This is a genomic window from Caulobacter sp. GW822-FHT01G02, from assembly GCF_058802865.1.
The window spans coordinates 1-17,934 of sequence record NZ_JBXAON010000010.1 but is presented as its reverse complement, the minus strand read 5'-3'; the positions used below and the strand labels follow the sequence as shown (position 1 = coordinate 17,934).

Below are 17,934 nucleotides of genomic sequence, written 5' to 3'. Positions count from 1 at the left end.
GATAGCGCGCTTCCAAGGTAAGGCAACCGACGCATTCGTCCGCCCGCTCTCGCCCGGTTGGGGAAAGCCATCGACGGTCCATATGACACCGTTATCCCTTAGCTATCGCGTTCATGTGGGGGCGTGATCCGAGCCCGGAGGGCTCCATGCCGCCGTTTCGGACGCCTTGTGGGAGGCCGTCCGCAGCGGCGGTCTTCGTTTGGGGGCTGGGGTGGACGCCTGGGCTTCCGATGCGCGTTTTCGGATGTGAGAACCTCGGCGAGGCGCGTTCACCCCGGCGGCAGGCCGCCCTCGGTCGGCGTCGGCGCTTCCGCCGCCTCGTTCTCCTCGGGCTCGAAGGACGGCAGCGGCGTCGGCTGCTCGATGCGGGCGCGGATTTCCGGATCCTTCAGCAGGGCCACGCGCATCACCTCGCGGGCCCGCGGCGCGGCGGCGCTGGAGCCGAACAGGCCGCCATGCTCGACCAGCACCGACATCGCGTAGCGCGGGTTGTCGTAGGGGGCGAAGGCGATGAACAGATTGTGGTCCTTCAGCCGCCAGGGGATGCCCTGGTTGCTGCGCGATCCCGTCTGGGAATACTGGCGGACCTGGGCCGTGCCGGTCTTGCCCGCCATCAGCACGTCGCCAAGACCCAGCTGGCTCTGCTTGTAGGCGCCGCCGGTCGGATCGTTGGCGACCGCCGCCATGCCGTCGCGGACGATGGCCAGGTGCTCGGGCGGGATAGGCAGGTCCGCCACGGCGTCGCCGTGCGGCTGGTCGACCCCGCCGATCGACTTGACCAGGCGCGGGTTCAGCGCCCGCTTGCCGTTGGCGAGACGCGCGCACATCACCGCCAGCTGCAGGGCGTTGACGTTGATATAGCCCTGGCCGATCCCGTACGGCACGGAGTCGCCGGGGTGCCAGGTCGGGTCCTTCTTGAAGGCTTTCTTCTTCCACTCGCGCGAGCCGACCAGGCCCTTGCGCTGGCCGGGTATGCCGAGGTCGAAGGTCTGGCCGAAGCCCATGGCGGTCGCCGTCGCGTGGATGGGATCCGGCCCGATGCGCAGCGCCATCTGGTAGAAATAGACGTCGCAGGAGTTCTTGATGGCGTCGTGCATGTTCTGCGCGCCATGCCCGCCCTTCTTGTGGCAGTGCCAGGTGCGGCCGCCGAAGTACCAGCCGCCCGTGCAGACCACCCGCTCGCTCGGATTGACGCCCGCGCTCAACGCCGCCAGCGCCACCGTCGGCTTGAAGGTCGAGCCGGGCGGGTAGACGCCGGTCATGGTCTTGTCGAGCAGCGGCTTGCGCTCGTATTCGGCCAAGGCCCGATACTCGGGGCCTGACAGACCCTTGACCAGCTGGTTGGCGTCGAAGCTGGGCGCGGAGGCCATGCACAGCAGGTCGCCGTTGCGGCAATCGACCATCACGATCGCGCCGCTTTCCTCGCCCATCACCTCCAGGGCGCGGTTCTGGATGTCGGCGTCCAGGGTGAGGCGGATCTCCTTGCCGGCCGTCGCGGCGATATCGCCGGCCGGATCCAGGCGCACGACGCGACCTTGGGCGTCGACCTCGGTCTTGGTGGCGCCGGCGTGGCCGCGCAGCGCCGTGTCGAAGGCCTTCTCCACGCCCTGCTTGCCGATCCGGAAGCCGGGATTGTGCAGCAGAACCTGGTCTTGAGTGCTGTCGCCCTCGGCGGCCTTCAGATCCCGCTCCGACGCCTTGGCCACGTAGCCGATCACGTGGGCGAAGGCGCCGCCGAACGGATAGACCCGCACCTCGCCCATGTCGGCGGTTACGTTGGGCAGCTCCGGCTCACGGATATTGATCCGCGAGAACTCCTCCCACGAAAGGTCCTCCATCACCACGACGGGCGCCTTGCGCGGGGCGCGGGCCAGTTCCTTCAGAACGCGCGCGCGGCGCGCCTCGTCGATTGGAACCAGCTTCTGGAGGTCGGTCATCACGGCCTCGGCGTCCAGGTCCTTGTCCTTGTTGACCATCAGCCGGAAGTTTGGCCGATTGGACGCCAGCGACACGCCGTTGCGGTCGAGGATCAGACCACGCGGCGGCGGCACCAGACGGTAGTTGAATTGGTTGCCGGCCGAGAGCTTCTGGTAGCGTGAGGCTTCCACGAGTTGCAACTGGGCCAGGCGTCCGCCCAGGGCCAGCAGGCCCCCGCCCGTAAGCCCACCCAAAAGGAACGCGCGCCGGTGAAAGACCCCCTGACGCTCGTTGACCTCGAAGAAGAAGATTGAAGGTTCGCTCATCCCGACTCAACCACACCTTGTCCGGACGACATCACACCGTTGATCGGTCTCAAAGGACCTTTCGCGGCCAGCGGAAAGTTTCCGCGGCAGCTATTTTTGGGGCCGCCAAGGGTCAAGGCCGTATGAAGATCCAGAGCTGCCCCCTTCACGAAAGAGAGCCTTCGGGTCCCGGGCCGCCGCCACGGGAAAGAAGCGCCAGATCGGTGATTTCAACCCGGGTCGAGGGGGGCTTCGGACCGCCAACGCGCTTTCCCTGCCCCGGTGAAAGGCGGCCTCCAAGTCGCCGTCTTGGCGCCCCCCACCCGCGCTCATCGCGCCCAAAATCCGTCTCTCCGAGAAAGAGCGTTCAGCGCGCTCCATCCCCGGCGTTCGCGATCTCGGATCCAACGAAATCAGATACTTGTCGATTTTACACGCCGCTGAATGATCGGCGTTCAGCGCGGCGCCATAATGCTTGCACCTCGTCGCGAGGAAAGGGCGCATGGCCAGCGACCGATTGCGGCGGCGGGGGGTGATCGAGCGGGGTCAGGTCCGAGGGGGATACTCGGACGGTCCGGGGATGAGCTTGCTGGGCTCACCCGCCCGCCGTCGGCGTGGTTGGAGGCAAAGGGGCGTGTCAGGCTGTAAGCCCGTCCTCTTCGACCTCTGGGCGCTTCCGGAAACGGAGGCGCCTGGGTCCCGGTAAGGCCTGAACAGGGCCACCCGACGGGACGCTGGCGGATAACGGTCGCGCGGAGCGTCGGGCTTCGTCGAAACGGTATTTCTATTTCCAAACTCCGGACGCTGTCCGGCGCTCCGCGTCCCTTTCCACGACTTCCGCGGCTGGCCGCGTGGAGGTGCGGACGTGCGTCCAGCTCAGCGCAGGCCCCCACCTGACCTGCTACGCAGGTCTGTCCGCCCCCAAGCGGGGCGGAGAGGAAGCCGCGCCCTCTTCTCTCCTCCCCCTGTTGGGGGAGGGGGGCCGGCGAAGCCGGTGGAGGGGGCGCTCAGCCGACCGCCGCCTCAAGCCGCGCCAGCACCACGCCCTCGCTGACCTGGCCGCCGGCCACGGCGGTGAGTTCGGCGACCACGCCGTCGAACGGCGCGGCCAAGGCGTGCTCCATCTTCATGGCTTCCAGGGTCAGCAGCGTCTGGCCCTTGCTCACCGTCTGGCCGGCCTGGACGGCGACCGAGACGATCTTGCCCGGCATCGGCGACAGGATCTTCCCGTCCGAGGCCGCGCCCTCGCCCGCCCCGCCGACCTTGGCCTCGAAGTCGAAGGTCTGGACGTCGCCGCCCTCGAACACCTGGATCGGCCCCTTGCCATAGGTGGTCGGCAGGCGGGTGACCTCGTCGAAGGTCGCGCCGTCGGCGTGGCGGATGTCCCAGGACCAGTCCTCGGAGCCGCCGCCGATCAGGGCGACCCGCAGCGGCATGGCCCTGCCGTCGGCCGACATCGGCAGATGCATCGGGGCGCGCGGGGCGTTCATGCGGAAGCCCAGCAGCTTGGACGGCGCGCTCTCCCACGGATCGCGGCGCGCCTCGGCCTCCAGGAAGCTGTCCAGCCGCCAGCCGATCGCGGCCATGGCCGGCTCGTCGCTGAAGCTGCGCTCGACCAGCTCGTCGAGGCGGGCCTCGATGAAGCCGGTGTCGACGGCGCCGTCGACGAAGTCCGGGTGGCTGGCGCACTTGGCCAGGAAGGCGGCGTTGGTCTTGACCGGCCAGACCTCGACCAGGGCGCAGGCCTCGGCCAGGCGCTGGGCGGCGTCCTCGCGGTCGACGCCGTGGGCGATCAGCTTGGCGATCATCGGATCGTAGAAGGGCGTCACCTCGCCCCCCTCCTCCACCGCGCTGTCGACGCGGACGTCGCCTTCCGGCAGGCGGAAGTGCTTCAGCTTGCCGGTCGAGGGCAGGAAGCCGGTGGCCGGGTTCTCGGCGTAGAGGCGGGCCTCCATGGCCCAGCCGTCCAGCGTGATCTCGTCCTGCTCCAGCGGCAGCGGCTCGCCCGAGGCGACCAGCAGCTGCCACTCGACCAGGTCCTGGCCGGTGACCATCTCGGTGACCGGATGCTCGACCTGCAGACGGGTGTTCATCTCCATGAACCAGATGCGGTCGGCGCGCAGGCCTTCGCTGGCGTCGGCGATGAACTCGACCGTGCCGGCCCCGACATAGCCCACGGCCTGGGCGGCCTTGACCGCGGCGGCGCAGACGGCCTCTCGCGTGGCCTCGTCCATGCCGGGGGCCGGAGCTTCCTCGATGACCTTCTGGTGGCGGCGCTGCAGCGAGCAGTCGCGCTCGAACAGGTGGACGACATTGCCGTGGGTGTCGCCGAACACCTGCACCTCGATGTGACGCGGCCGGGTGACGTACTTCTCCAGCAGCACCCGGTCGTCGCCGAAGCTGGCGGCGGCCTCGCGGCGGCACGAGCCGAGGGCGGCCTCGAAATCTTCGGCCTTGTCGACCTTGCGCATCCCCTTGCCGCCGCCGCCGGCCACGGCCTTGATCAGCACGGGATAGCCGATCTTGGCCGCCTCGGCCGTGAGCCGTTCGACCGACTGGTCCTCGCCCAGATAGCCCGGCGTGGTCGGCACGCCGGCCTCGATCATCACCTTCTTGGCGGCGTCCTTCAGGCCCATGGCGCGGATCGCCGAGGGCGGCGGACCGATCCAGACCAGGCCCGCGTCGATCACGCTCTCCGCGAACTCGGCGTTCTCGGACAGAAAGCCGTAGCCGGGGTGGATGGCCTCAGCCCCCATCTGACGGGCCGCGGCCAGGATCTTCCGCGGATCCAGATAGCTCTCCTTGGCCGGCGCCGGGCCGATCAGGATCGCGGCGTCGGCCTCCATCACGAAGGGCGCGTGAGCGTCCGCCTCGGAATAGACGGCGATCGTCCGCACGCCCAGCTCACGAGCGGTGCGGATGATGCGACGGGCGATCTCGCCTCGGTTGGCGATCAGGACGGAGGAGATCAAGGCGGAGACCTACATCTGGGAAAGGGTGAAGACCATCAGGCTCAGCAGCAGAAGGCCGAAGGACGTGACGCCGATGGTCCAGACGATCCAGGTCTTGAGCAGGGCGCCGAAGATGCTGGAGCCGTAACCGCCCCGCATCGTCTGGAAGAGGTTGATCGGCCCCCACAGGCCGGCGATGCCGAACGCCGCCGGCCAGGCCGACATCGGCAAGACCATGCACACGGCATAGATCAGGAACGAGAACGACAGCAGGTTCGTGGCCACCAGCAGATGGTCGTAGATGAAGTATTGGCGCTTGTTCACATAGACCAGCGCCAGGGACAGACCGGTGATCGGCAGCAGCAGCACCGCCAGGCGGTGCGCCCAGCCGAACAGGACCAGCAGGTAGTAATCCGGGTTCTCGATGGCCTTGGCCAGGTTCTCCTTCAGCCAGCCCTTGGAGGCGTCCTTGGCGAAGTTCTTGTGGCCCTTGACGTCGCCGGGAACGGTGACGTTGACCTGCACGCCGTCGATCGTGGTCCCGGTCAGCTTCTGCTGGCCGTTCGGCAGAACCTCGGCCTCGTCCAGCTTGAGGTCGCGGACCTGCTGGGCGGCGCTGGACATCTTCCGCTTGCTCTCGGCCAAGGCTTCGGCGGCGGCGTTCGGGTTGTTCTCCAGCGCCAAGGCCTGCGCCATCTTGTCGGCGTAGCGCGCCTCGTACCGCTTGATCCGTTCGGCGTAGGTCGCGGCGATCCTGGCCTTGTCGGCGCCTTCTTCCTTGAGGGCGGCGTCGCGCTCCTCGGCGGCCTCGGTCAAACGCTCGGCGCGCGCCTCGGTCGCCTCCTTGCGGATCTCGTCGGCCTTGGCCTTGCGGCCAGCCGGCGTGGCCAGTTGGGCGGCCTCGTGCTCCTCCTTCAGCTCCATCTGGTGACGGATGCCGTGGATGGCGTGCTCGGCGGCGAAGATGAACAGCAGCAGGGCGACCAGGAAGGTGCGGAACGGCGGCACGTGCCGCACGATCCGGCCTTCCATGTAGTCCTTGGCCAGCTTGCCCGGCTTGAAGAACAGCAGCGGCAGGGTGTTGGCCAGGCGACCGTCGAGGTGGAACATCCCCTCGATGGCCTCCCAGATCAGGTGCAGGATCGAGCGGTGATGGGTGTCGGCGTTCTGGCCGCACGAATAACAGTACCAGCCCTCCAGGGGCGTGCCGCAGTTCTTGCAAGGCTCGCCCTTGTGGTCGAACGGCTTCCTTTTCGGCCGGACATAGCCGCCCGCCGAGTCGGCCGCCGCCGCTTCCAGTTCAGCTCCCGTGATCACGCCCTACGTCCCCCAAACGTCGCTGAAGTTGAGTCTTATTCAGCCCAGGCGGGTTTACGACGGGCGAGGAAGGCGCGCACCCCTTCTTGGCCTTCCTCCGACACGCGGCGGCGAGCGATGCGTTTGGCGCTCTCTTCGATCAGGCCCTTGTCGATTTTCTGGCCAGCGAAGTCGTTGACCAGGGTCTTGGCCTCGCCGATCGCGCCGGGTGCGCAGGGGGCCATTTCCTCGATCAGGGCGTCGCGGGCGACTTCCAGGCTGGCGAGGTCCTCGAACACCTCGTCGACCAGGCCAAAGCCCCAGGCCTCGTCGGCGTCGAACACCCGGCCGGTGGCGAACAGCAGCTTGGTCGTGCGCGGGCCCAGGGCCTGGATGACGTACGGGCTGATGGTCGCCGGGGTCAGGCCCAGCTTGACCTCGGAGAACGAGAACTTGGCGTCGATCAGGGCGATGGCGTGGTCGCAGGCGGCCACCAGGCCGGCGCCGCCGCCAAAGGCCGGACCTTCGACGAGGGCCACGGTCAGGGCCGGGATGTCGTGCAGAGCCTTGAGCATGTGGGCCAGCTCGAGGGCGTCGGCGCGATTGTCGTCCTCGTCCTGTTCGATGGACGCGGCCATCCAGTCGAGGTCGGCGCCGGCGCTGAACACGCCGCCAACGCCGCGCAGGAAGACGATCCGCACGCCCTCGGCCCCGTGCAGGGTCTCGAAGGCCTGTCGCAGACCCGAGATGGTCTCGGCGTCGAAGGCGTTTTTCTTGTCGGGCCGGTTGATCCAGACCGTCACCGCCCCCGCGAGGGTGCTTTCGATATGGACGAGCGGGGTCATGGTCTCGGTGTCGTTCACCTCGACGATGGGATCGGCGATCGGGTTGGTCATGGCGGGCTCGTTCCTTTTTAAACGCTACATCCGGAAAACGCCGAAGGTCGTCTCCGGGATAGGCGCATTGAGACTGGCCGAGATTGCGAGGCCCAGCACGTCGCGGGTTTGCGCCGGATCAATGATGCCGTCGTCCCAGAGCCGGGCCGTGGCGTGATACGGATTGCCCTCATCCTCATAGCGCTGACGGATGGGGGTCTTGAAGGCTTCCGCCTCCTCTGGCGTCCACTTGGCGGCGTCGCGGTGGACGGTGGCCAGAACGCTGGCGGCCTGCTCGCCCCCCATCACCGAGATTCGGCTGTTGGGCCAGGTGAAGAGGAAACGCGGGCTGTAGGCCCGGCCGCACATGCCGTAGTTGCCCGCGCCGAAACTGCCGCCGATCAGGACGGTGAACTTGGGCACCTCGGCCGAGGCGACCGCCGTGACCAGCTTGGCGCCGTCCTTGGCGATGCCGCCGGCCTCGTACTTGCCGCCGACCATGAAGCCCGAGATGTTCTGCAGGAACACCAGCGGGATCTTGCGCTTGCAGGCCAGCTCGATGAAGTGCGCGCCCTTCACGGCGCTCTCGCTGAACAGCACGCCATTGTTGGCCAGAATCGCCACCGGCTGGCCCCAGATGCGGGCGAAGCCGCAGACCAGGGTCGCGCCGTACAGCGCCTTGAACTCGTCGAACTGGCTGCCATCGACGATGCGGGCGATCACTTCGCGGACGTCATAGGGGGCCCGGACATCGGTCGGGACGATGCCGTAGATCTCCTCGGGATCGTACAGCGGCGGCTCGGATTCGGTGATGACCAATTGGTCGGGCTTGGTCGTGTTGAGGTTGGCGACGATCGCGCGGACGATCTCCAGGGCGTGCTCGTCGTTCTCGGCCACGTGGTCGACGACGCCCGAGCGACGGCCGTGGGTCTCGGCGCCGCCCAGTTCCTCGGCGCTGATGACCTCGCCCGTGGCGGCCTTCACCAGCGGCGGGCCGGCCAGGAAGATGGTGCCCTGGTTGCGCACGATCACCGTCTCGTCGCTCATCGCCGGGACATAGGCGCCGCCGGCGGTGCACGACCCCATGACGCAGGCGATCTGCGGGATGCCCACGGCGCTCATCCGCGCCTGGTTGAAGAAGATCCGGCCGAAGTGGTCGCGGTCGGGGAAAACCTCTGCCTGGTGCGGCAGGTTCGCGCCGCCGCTGTCGACCAGATAGACGCACGGCAGGCGGTTCTGGGCGGCGATCTCCTGGGCCCGCAGGTGCTTCTTCACCGTGATCGGGAAATAGGCGCCGCCCTTCACGGTGGCGTCGTTGGCGACGATCATCACTTCGCGGCCCGAGACCCGACCGACACCGCAGATGATGCCCGCGCCGGGCGCTTCGCCGCCATAGAGGTCGCAGGCCGCCAGTTGGCCGATCTCCAGGAAGGGCGAGCCCGGATCCAGCAGGCGCTCGACGCGCTGGCGGGGCAGAAGCTTACCGCGCGAGGCGTGGCGCTCACGCGAGCTTTCGGGACCACCCAGGGCCGCTTCCGCGACTTTTACGCGCAATTCCTCGACCAAGGCGCGGTTATGGGCCGCGTTGCGGATGAAAGCGTCACCGGACGCGTCGACAACGGAGTTCAACTTCGGCATGACCGACGCTTAGCCTCTTCCACCCTATCCAGGAAGTCGTAGTTTTTTGGACCCCAAACAGAAAGATTCCGAGCCAAATCCGTTCTCGGACATTTCGTGTGCGGGATCAACAGTTGCGCCTGATCGCGCCCCCGTGGTCAAGCCTGCCCGAAACCGCTAGCGTCCGCGCCGTGGAAACGCCCCTGCCCGACGACTCGGCCCTGGCGCGCCTGTTTGCCCGAGAGCGGCGGACCGGGGCGGCCGCGTGGTTTTCGCTGCCGGGCGGGGCGACCCTCTTCCGCCCCGGCGAGGACGCCGACCAGCTCTATTTCCTGAAGACCGGACGCCTCGGCGCCTTCCGCCGCGAAGAGGGCCAGGAGCCGCAGTTCCTGGGCGTCATCCGCCCCGGCGAACCGGCCGGCGAAATGGCCCTGGTCGGCGGCAGCGCGCACTCGGCCTACATGGTGGCCCTGCGTGACAGCGAGGTCGTCTCCCTGCCCCGCGACGACTTCTTCGAGGCGGCCGAGGAAGACCCGCACGTGATGCTGGAGCTGTCGCGGCTGATGATCCGCCGGTCCCGCCAGGCCCAGACGCAAGCGGCGATCGGCGATCCGTCGGTATTCGGCTTCATCGCCATCGAGCCTGGCTTGGCCATTCGGCCGGTCGTCGACCGCCTGGGCCGCTGCATCGAGGCCTTGGGCTACTCGGTCACCGTCGAGGGCGGCGAGTCGCTGCTGGCTCCGACCGAATGGTTCAGCAATGTCGAGCGCGAGCACGACTTCGTCCTCTATGTCGCCGAGGCCGACGAGACCGCCTGGAAGCACGTGGTCGGCCGTCAGGTGGATCGCCTGTTCCGGATCGGACGCGGCGACCGCGCGCCGCCGGCCGAGATCCCCTCCTACGCCTCGGGCCCGCTCCAGGCCCAGCGGCTAGTCGACCTGATCCTGCTGCAATCGGCCAGCCTGGCGCGGCCCAGCGGCTCAGCCGCCTGGATGGCGGCGACCCAGGCCGCGCGGCTGTTTCATCTCCGCGAGAACGGCGTGGCCGACATGGAGCGCCTGGCGCGAGTCCTGACCGGTCAATCGGTGGGCCTCGTGCTCTCCGGCGGCGGCGCGCGAGCCTACGCCCACATCGGCGCGATCCAGGCGATGCGCGAGCGCGGCGTGCCAATTGACTTCGTCGGCGGCGCCTCGATGGGCGCCATCGTGGCGGCCGGTATCGCCATGGGCTGGGACGACGGTGAACTGGAGCACCGCATCCGCAAGGCCTTCGTCGACACCAGCCCACTGGACGACATCGCCTTCCCCATCATCGCCATGACCCGCGGCGAGAAGGTCAAGGCGCGCCTGGACGAGCATTTCGGCACGGTCGACATCAGCGACCTGTGGCTGCCGTTCTTCTGCGTGTCGTCGAATCTGACCTCGGGCGCCTATCAGTTGCACCGCACCGACGATCTGCAATCGGCTTTGCGGGCCTCGATCTCGCTGCCGGGCGTGCTGCCGCCGGCCACCGACAAGGGTCAGGTGCTGGTCGACGGGGCCGTGATGAAGAACTTCCCGGCCGACGTCATGCGCTCGTTCCAGTTGGGACCCATCGTCGGGGTCGACGTCACGCGCGGCCGCAGCATCACCGCCGACGACATCGTCGTGCCGCCCTCGCTGTGGAGCTGGATCCTCTCGGGCGAGTGGCGCAAGGGTCCGCCGATCGTGGCCCTGCTGATGCGCGCGGCGACGGTGACCACGGGCCGCGACCTGGCCGCAGCCCGCGAGGCCACCGACGTGCTGATCACGCCGAAACTGGAAGGCGTCGACATCCGCGACTGGCGCGCCTTCGAGCCCGCCGTGAAGGCCGGCTACATCGCCGCCAGCCAGGCTCTGGACGCCCTGAACCGGCCCGTCGACGAACTGCGCCGGCGGCCCAGCCTGGCCGAGAAGCACGCGGGCGTCACGCCTTCCGCGCGACGATGAACAACCGCTTGAACGGGAACAGCGTCACGCCGTCCGCGCGGCGCGGATAGTCGCGCGCCAGCCGGGCCCTCCACGCGTCGAGGAAAGGCTTTTTCTCGCCGTCCGGCAAGGCGTCGAGATAGGGCCGAAGGGTCGTACCCATGGTCCAGTCGACGATCGGATCCTGGCCATGCAGGGCGTGCAGATAGGTCGTGGTCCAGATATCGACCTCGGGACAGGTCGGAGCCAGCCAGGCGTAGTAGTCCTCGGGCTGATTGGCGTGACGCACGCCCTCGACGCCGGTCAGCCGCGCGGCCCACGGCCCGTCGGCGGCGATATCGGTCAACGCACCGCGCCAGCCCAGCCCGTCGGCCACCGGCATCTGCACGGCCAGCACGCCGCCGGAGGCCAGGTTCGCGGCCAGGCGCGGGATCAGGTTCGCGTGGTCATCCACCCACTGCAGGGCGGCATTGCTGAAGATCAGGTCGGCCGGAACCTCGGATGTGAAGCTGGCGATGTCGCCCAGCACCCACTCGACCCGCGCCGCCAAGGCCTTGGCCCGCGCCAGCATCTCGGGGCTGGAGTCCATGCCCAGGACTCGCGCCTCCGGATGGCGCGCGGCCAGCAGCGCCGCCTGCTCGCCCAGGCCACAGCCCAGGTCCCAGATCTCGCGCGGCTCCAGGTCGCGGGGAATGGCGGTCAGCAGGTCCAGCGCCGGTCGCTCGCGATAGCGCCGATAGAGGGCGTAGATGTCCGGATCCCAGCTGGCCATCGGCGCTCCCATGTCAGCCCGCGACAATTTGTCGATCGTGCAACCAAAGGCTTTTGTGAAGAATTCTTCTCAAAGGCGAGGATTTACCATACGGTCCGAGTCAGATCCCCAAAAGAGGGATTAAAGGGAAGGATTCACGCGGCATGCTCACGCCCATAAACCTCACCCCGAACGGCCATACGGCCCGGGTGACTGGTGCTCGTCGTATCAACCTCAACCGCCCCCTGGCCATCGGCGCGGCGTTCGCGCTGTGGGCGGCTATCCTGTTGGGCTTCAAGCTACTGACGATCTGAGCACGCCTTTTAGGCATGACCAGCGCGACGTCTCGTCGCGGTCGACTCCCCCTTTTCATTCGGGAAAACGGGTCCATATTCGAGTTGTGTTGTTCAACCAACTGAAAGGAGGTGACCAGTGTCTCATTGTCTCCAACCGCGGTCGCAAGTCGTGACCTGGAGCCTTACGAGTGAGGTCTCCGCCTAGGCGTTGAGCGCCCAAGGTTTCTAAGTCACGCGCTGCGAAAGCGGCCACGACGATGGAGGGCCGTCCCGAACGATCGGGGCGGCCCTTTTTCTTGACGTCTTAGGCCCCGATCAGTTCCCGGCCGATCAGGAAGCGGCGGATCTCGTTGGTGCCGGCGCCGATGTCGTAGAGCTTGGCGTCGCGCAGCAGGCGCTCGACCGGCCACTCCTTGGTGTATCCGGCGCCGCCCAGGGCCTGGATGGCCTCCAGCGACACCTTCACCGCGTTCTCGGACGCCATCAGGATCGCGCCGGCCGCGTCGAAGCGCGTGGTCTTGCCGGCGTCGCAGGCGCGGGCCACGGCGTAGACATAGGCCCGAGCCGAGTTCAGGGCCACGTACATGTCGGCGATCTTGCCCTGCATCAGTTGGAACGAACCGATCGGCGATCCGAATTGCTTGCGGTCGCGCACATAGGGCAGGACGATGTCCAGGCAGGCCTGCATGATGCCCAGCGGACCGGCGCTGAGCACGGCGCGCTCGTAGTCGAGGCCGCTCATCAGCACCCCGACGCCGCCGCCGACCGGACCCATGACATTCTCTTCCGGGATTTCGCAGTCCTCGAACACCAGCTCGGCGGTGTCGCTACCGCGCATGCCCATCTTGTCCAGCTTCTTGGAGACGCTGAACCCCTTCATGCCCTTCTCGACGATGAAGGCGGTGATGCCGCGGCTGCCCTCGCCCGACTTGGCGTAGACCACCAGGGTGTCGGCGTGCGGGGCGTTGGTGATCCAGAACTTCGTGCCGTTCAGAACGTAGCGGTCACCCCGCTGTTCGGCTCGCAGCTTCATCGAGACGACGTCCGAGCCCGAACCGGCTTCGCTCATGGCCAGGGAGCCGACATGCTCGCCGCTGATCAACTTGGGCAGGTAACGCTGCTTCTGGTCGGGCGTGGCCCAGCGGCGGATCTGGTTGACGCAGAGGTTGGAGTGCGCGCCGTACGACAGGCCAACCGAGGCCGAGGCGCGGGACACCTCTTCCATGGCCACCACGTGCTCGAGATAGCCGAGGCCCAGGCCGCCGAACTCTTCCTCGACCGTGACGCCATGCAAACCGAGGTCGCCCATCGGGACCCACAGGCCACGCGGAAACTCGTTGGTCTCGTCGATCTGGGCCGCCAGCGGCGCGATCTTGTCGGCCGCGAAACGGGCCGTGGTCTCACGGATCGCGTCGGCCGTCTCACCCAGCGCGAAATCCATCGAGGGTGCGAAATTGGTGCTCATACGTCCTCCCATAGCACGAACGCCCGCAAGGCGCTGAACCTTGCGGGCGTTCTTGCTCAGTTTCCCTAAGGGAAGCAAAGAAAACTATTCGTCGTCGCTCGCATCGGGTCCGGCGAGGCGGCGGAGCAGAAGATAGGCCGAAACCACGAAACAGATCGCGCCAATCATGCTGGCGCCGTAGCCGAACATCTTCACGCCGCTGTCCGAGCCCGCGGCCACGGTCAGGATCCACAGCACGCCGCCGCCGAACAGGGCCAGGCCCAGGATGCCCAGGCTGACCAGCAGGCTAGTGTTGCCGAAGCGTGGGGCCTCGGCCTGGACCATGGAGACGTCCATCGGCCGCAGGTCGACCTCTTCGCTGGTCGAGAAGCCGCCGAGGTTGAACACCGACGCGTTGGCGGCCGGGCCGCCGAACAGGGTCGGCTCGCTCTGGACCGGCTTCGAGGCCGGGGCGAAGCTCTCGACCGGCGTCGGCCGTTCGACCTCCTCGACCGGCTGCGGCGTCAGGCGGAACGGCGTGAACTCGACCGGAGCGGCCACAGGGGGCTCCGGCGAAGCCGGTTCGATCGGGGCCGTGGTGGTCTCGTCCTGGAACAGGACCGGCTCGGGTTCGGTGACCGCGGATTGGGCCGGGACCGGCGGTTCCGGCAGGCCCAGATCATCCTGGCGCACCGGCTGAGGCGCGGTCGTCGTCGACGCGGCCAGCGGCGTCTCCGGCAGGATGGCCTCCAGGCGCGCGGCGACCGCGGCGGCCGACTGTTCGGTGGCCGTCGGACCGTCCTCTTCCGGCACGACCACGGTTAGCGGCAGACCTTCCTCGCGCTCGGCGACGACCCGATCGCCCTCGGTGCGGGCGTTGACGGCGACCGGGGTCTGTTTCGGCACGGCGCAGCTGGCGTCGTAGTCGACCTTCGGGCGCAACACGGGGCTGGGCGCGGGCACCCATTCGCCGTTGGCCGGGGTCAGGAACAGGGTCTTCTCGGCCGACCGGCGGCGGACCAGGGCGTCGATGACGATCCGCTCACCCTCGAAATCGGCCTTGCGCCACATCTCCATCGCGCACGCGGCTTGCAGCAGCGAGCCCTCGTTGATCCGGCGCAGCACGCCCGAGCGGAGGAAGTTGTCGAGACCGATATTGAAGGCGAAGCAGGCCAGCGCATCGAACTGGTTCTGGTTCAGCGGCGCGTAGGTGTGTTCGTTGACCGAATGGGCGACCGAGATCAGGTCGTACAGCAGCAGGGCCTCGGCGTCCTTTTCAGAGACGGAGGCGCCCTCGCGAGCGGTCAGGGTGTGGCCATAGCCGACCGTCCAGCGCCCGTCGGGGAGCTGCGCGGCCTTCTGACGGTAGCCCTCGAATCTCTTGATGAGATCGACGGCCGTCCGGGTGACCTGATGGCGCGGTTTCATCGCGGAGTTTGACCCAGTTTGAGACAGACGCGGATGCGTTCGCCTGTCTCGGCGCAAGGTCGGCGCCAGTTTTCCCTAGGGACGCGAGAAAAGCGTCAGTGCAGCAACAGGGCGGCGATCAGCAGCACGGCGAAGAAGCCGGTGAAGTCGGTCAGGAAGGTCACGAAGATCGACGAGGACACCGCAGGGTCCCGGCCCATCTTCTCCAGGGCCAGGGGCATCAGGATGCCGCCCAGGGCGGCGGTGAAGATGTTAGCGATCAGGGCGGAGCCGACGATGATCGCCAGCTTGCCGTGATGGTCCTGCGGTCCAAAGAACAGATAGGTCGCCGCGCCCATGACCAGGGCCAGGCACACGCCGTTGACCAGGCCGACCAGCAGTTCGCGCAGCACGATCCGACGGGCGTTGGCCGTGGTCAGCTCCTTGCTGGCCAGAGCGCGCACGGCGACGGCCAGGGTCTGGGTGCCGGCGTTGCCGCCCAGGGACGAGACGATCGGCATCAGGATGGCCAGGGCCACCAGCTGGGCGATCTCGGCCTGGAAGATGGCGACGCCGCTGACCGCCAGGGTGGCGGTGGCCAGGTTCAGCATCAGCCAGGGCAGGCGTGACTTGACGATCTCGATCACCGAGGCGTCACGGCCGGCGTCGGACACGCCGGCCAGGGCCAGGATGTCTTCCTGGGCTTCGTCGCGGATGACCTCGACGATGTCGTCGACGGTGATCTGGCCCACCAGCCGCCCGCCCGGATCAATGACCGGGGCGCTGATCAGGTGGTACTTGTCGAAGATGTAGGCGACCTCTTCCTGGTCCATGCCGACATCGATTTCGGTCGCCGCTTCCATCAGCTCGGCCAGCGGCGTCTCGCGGCGGCTGCGCAGCAGGATGCTGATCGGGATCGCGCCGACGGGCTTGTAGGTCGGGTCGACCACATAGACGTCGAAGAACAGCTCCGGCAGCTGATCGCCCGCGTCGCGGACGTGGTCGATGGTCTGGCCGACGGTCCAGAATTCCGGCGCGGCCAGGAATTCCCGCTGCATCAAGCGGCCGGCGGTCTCGTCCTCGTACGACAGGGTCGTCTCGATGGCGGCGCGATCGGTCTCGCCCATGGCGGCCAGCACCTGGAAGCGCTTGGTGTCGTCCAGGTCGTCGATGACGTCGGCGGCGTCGTCGGTGTCCAGCTCCTCCAGCGCCCGGGCCAGGGTCACGGATGGGGTGGCCTCCAGGACCTCCTCGCGGATGTTGTCTTCCAGCTCCGAGATGATCTCGCCCAGCGCTTCGGGATCGAGCAGCGGGATCACCTGCTCGCGATAGTCGGCGGTCAGGAAGCCCATCAGGTCGGCGACGTCGGCCGGGTCCAGGGCGCCCACCAGCTCGCGCAAGCGCTTGCTGTCGCCGCTGTCGGCGGCGTCGATCACCATCTCGACATATTCGGGATTGAGGGCGTAGTCGTCGCCGAGGGCGAGATCTTCCAGCTCCTCGGGGGTCTCGGACTTGGCCAGCGGGATCTGGCCCAGCGCGATATCGTCCAGCACGTCGTCGGTCAGTTCGGCGGTTTCCCGGGTCATGGGGGCCTCCTGAGCTCTAAGAGCGCGTGGGTTCGTGGGCTGCGTCCGATGAAGCGACCCTGAGGCGAAATCAGGGCCAGAAACGATTAGAGCGCCCCTGGCGAGTCGGAAACCGATTTCGCCGGGAGCGCTCTATTCTGTGTTCAACACTGGTGCGGTCGAGAAGACTCGAACTTCCACATCTTGCGATACAGCGACCTCAACGCTGCGCGTCTACCAATTCCGCCACGACCGCATCGTGGTGAGGGGCGGCAGGTAGCAAACTGAATCGGATTTGGGAAGTCGGAAGTTCGAGTATGTCGAACTTACCCCCTGCGACGGATTAGGCGCCGCCGGCCATGTAGTCGTAGACGTCGGCCGCGCGGGTCACCTGGATGGCGATGCGGTCGTCGCTGATCTGGATTTCGCCACGGGCGATCGGGTGGTTGTTGGCCAGGATCCACACTTCGTCATTGGTCTTGGCGTCCAGCGGGATCACTGCGCCGCGACCCATGCGCAGCAGTTGCTGCATAGGCAGGATCGAGCGCCCCAGCAGGACGGAGATCTCGACATTGACGGCGTTGACCTGGCTCACGAAGTAAGACCCTTGAACTGACACACGCGACCGACTGGGTCGCCACCGTCTCGATCGCAAGATTAGGGCCACATGCTTGCTCTCCCGTTAAGCGCTGAAAATACTGATATTCCGACCATGGGGCGCGAGGACGCCGCGCCGGTTGGGTGGGCGGTTTCGGCCGACTACGTGCCCTACCCGGCAGCCGTTGCCGCCATGGAGGCCCGCGCCGCCGCCATCGCCGACGGAACGGCGGGCGAGCTGATCTGGCTGCTGGAGCATCCGCCGCTCTACACGGCCGGAATTTCGGCCAAGGCGACCGACCTGATCGAGCCCGACCGCTTCCCGGTGTTCGAGAGCGGCCGAGGCGGCCAGTTCACCTACCACGGCCCCGGCCAGCGCGTGGCCTATGTCATGCTGGACCTGACCAAGCGCGGCCGCGACGTGCGCGCCTTCGTCGCGGCGCTGGAGGCCTGGATCATCGACGCCCTGGCCGCCTTCAACGTCACCGGCGAGCTGCGCGACGGACGGGTCGGCGTCTGGGTCGAGCGCAAGGGCGCGGGCTGGAGCCGCGAGGACAAGATCGCCGCCATCGGCGTCAAGCTGCGCAAGTGGGTCAGCTTCCACGGGATCAGCCTGAACGTGGAGCCGGACCTTTCCCACTTCTCCGGCATCGTACCCTGCGGCCAGACCGAGCATGGCGTGACCAGCCTGGTCGACCTGGGCCTGCCCGTCACCCTGGACGAGGCCGACGCGGCCCTGAAGGCCAGCTTCGAGAAGGTGTTCGGGCCGGTCGAGGACGCGGACGCGCCGGTCTAGGCTCATGCGATCTCATCCTCACGCGGCGTGGCCGCTGAAGGCGTATGGGGAGGCGACGGAGCGGCCGGGCGAACCCGGAGACCGTGAGGTTTGTTTGTGTTTCGGCTCGCTTGACCGCTCCGCCAGGTTGTTCTTGCCCGTGAGGATGGGGGGCGTGAGCGTCTTTCAGCT

13 protein-coding genes, 1 tRNA gene and 2 pseudogenes are annotated in these 17,934 nt (G+C 67.6%); 5 read left to right on the top strand and 11 right to left on the bottom strand.

The window, feature by feature from the left end; genetic code table 11:
* Positions 1–269 precede the first annotated feature (269 nt).
* Positions 270–2,243, bottom strand: a complete 1,974-nt coding sequence (gene mrdA / locus AC1RNC_RS23815; RefSeq protein ID WP_492888509.1) for a penicillin-binding protein 2 — start codon at positions 2,241–2,243, stop codon at positions 270–272.
* A gap of 495 nt (positions 2,244–2,738) precedes the next feature.
* Here mrdA and AC1RNC_RS23810 point away from each other — a divergent pair.
* Positions 2,739–2,861, top strand: a pseudogene (locus AC1RNC_RS23810) (hypothetical protein); the annotation flags it as partial.
* Positions 2,862–3,229: 368 nt separating this feature from the next.
* Here the strand turns inward: AC1RNC_RS23810 and AC1RNC_RS23805 are convergent.
* From AC1RNC_RS23805 to AC1RNC_RS23790, 4 genes are read right to left on the bottom strand one after another with little or no spacing between them, the layout of a single operon-like run.
* Complete coding sequence (locus AC1RNC_RS23805; protein ID WP_492888508.1) at positions 3,230–5,194, bottom strand: acetyl/propionyl/methylcrotonyl-CoA carboxylase subunit alpha; 1,965 nt, start codon at positions 5,192–5,194, stop codon at positions 3,230–3,232.
* 9 nt (positions 5,195–5,203) lie between these two features.
* Positions 5,204–6,490 (bottom strand): DUF3667 domain-containing protein, encoded by a 1,287-nt coding sequence (locus tag AC1RNC_RS23800; protein WP_492888507.1) that lies wholly within the window; start codon positions 6,488–6,490, stop codon positions 5,204–5,206.
* A gap of 35 nt (positions 6,491–6,525) precedes the next feature.
* The gene (locus AC1RNC_RS23795) at positions 6,526–7,365 is read right to left on the bottom strand and encodes an enoyl-CoA hydratase-related protein (protein ID WP_492840815.1); all 840 of its coding nucleotides are present in this window, start codon (positions 7,363–7,365) and stop codon (positions 6,526–6,528) included.
* A gap of 24 nt (positions 7,366–7,389) precedes the next feature.
* Positions 7,390–8,982 carry a carboxyl transferase domain-containing protein gene (locus tag AC1RNC_RS23790; protein WP_492888506.1) on the bottom strand — a complete coding sequence of 531 codons (1,593 nt, stop codon included), beginning with the start codon at positions 8,980–8,982 and terminating at the stop codon, positions 7,390–7,392.
* 170 nt (positions 8,983–9,152) lie between these two features.
* Between AC1RNC_RS23790 and AC1RNC_RS23785 the strand changes: the two genes are divergently transcribed.
* Entirely contained in the window at positions 9,153–10,928 is a 1,776-nt protein-coding gene (locus AC1RNC_RS23785; RefSeq protein WP_492888612.1) for a patatin-like phospholipase family protein, read from the top strand.
* Here the strand turns inward: AC1RNC_RS23785 and AC1RNC_RS23780 are convergent.
* Positions 10,906–11,679 carry a methyltransferase domain-containing protein gene (locus AC1RNC_RS23780; RefSeq protein WP_492888505.1) on the bottom strand — a complete coding sequence of 258 codons (774 nt, stop codon included), beginning with the start codon at positions 11,677–11,679 and terminating at the stop codon, positions 10,906–10,908. The genes AC1RNC_RS23785 and AC1RNC_RS23780 overlap by 23 nt on opposite strands.
* Before the next feature lie 143 nt (positions 11,680–11,822).
* Here AC1RNC_RS23780 and AC1RNC_RS23775 point away from each other — a divergent pair, with 143 nt between their 5' ends.
* Together AC1RNC_RS23775 and AC1RNC_RS23770 are read left to right on the top strand one after the other, a co-directional pair.
* Positions 11,823–11,972 carry a hypothetical protein gene (locus AC1RNC_RS23775; RefSeq protein WP_492840809.1) on the top strand — a complete coding sequence of 50 codons (150 nt, stop codon included), beginning with the start codon at positions 11,823–11,825 and terminating at the stop codon, positions 11,970–11,972.
* Positions 11,973–12,073: 101 nt separating this feature from the next.
* Positions 12,074–12,159, top strand: a pseudogene (locus tag AC1RNC_RS23770) (hypothetical protein).
* A 99-nt stretch (positions 12,160–12,258) separates the two neighbouring features.
* On the opposite strand, the gene AC1RNC_RS23765 reads toward AC1RNC_RS23770, so the two are convergent.
* The 5 genes from AC1RNC_RS23765 to AC1RNC_RS23745 all read right to left on the bottom strand — a co-directional run bounded on the left by AC1RNC_RS23765 (position 12,259) and on the right by AC1RNC_RS23745 (position 17,025).
* Positions 12,259–13,419: an isovaleryl-CoA dehydrogenase gene (locus tag AC1RNC_RS23765; RefSeq protein WP_492888504.1), complete on the bottom strand. Its 1,161-nt coding sequence runs from the start codon at positions 13,417–13,419 to the stop codon at positions 12,259–12,261.
* An 84-nt stretch (positions 13,420–13,503) separates the two neighbouring features.
* Entirely contained in the window at positions 13,504–14,826 is a 1,323-nt protein-coding gene (spmX, locus tag AC1RNC_RS23760; protein WP_492888503.1) for a lysozyme-family localization factor SpmX, read from the bottom strand.
* A 95-nt stretch (positions 14,827–14,921) separates the two neighbouring features.
* The gene (mgtE, locus tag AC1RNC_RS23755; protein ID WP_492888502.1) at positions 14,922–16,391 is read right to left on the bottom strand and encodes a magnesium transporter; all 1,470 of its coding nucleotides are present in this window, start codon (positions 16,389–16,391) and stop codon (positions 14,922–14,924) included.
* A gap of 150 nt (positions 16,392–16,541) precedes the next feature.
* A tRNA-Leu gene (locus tag AC1RNC_RS23750) sits at positions 16,542–16,626 on the bottom strand.
* 87 nt (positions 16,627–16,713) lie between these two features.
* Positions 16,714–17,025 carry a FliM/FliN family flagellar motor switch protein gene (locus tag AC1RNC_RS23745; protein ID WP_492840801.1) on the bottom strand — a complete coding sequence of 104 codons (312 nt, stop codon included), beginning with the start codon at positions 17,023–17,025 and terminating at the stop codon, positions 16,714–16,716.
* Between the two features lie 12 nt (positions 17,026–17,037).
* Here AC1RNC_RS23745 and lipB point away from each other — a divergent pair, with 12 nt between their 5' ends.
* The gene (gene lipB / locus AC1RNC_RS23740; protein WP_492888501.1) at positions 17,038–17,763 is read left to right on the top strand and encodes a lipoyl(octanoyl) transferase LipB; all 726 of its coding nucleotides are present in this window, start codon (positions 17,038–17,040) and stop codon (positions 17,761–17,763) included.
* Positions 17,764–17,934 lie beyond the last annotated feature (171 nt).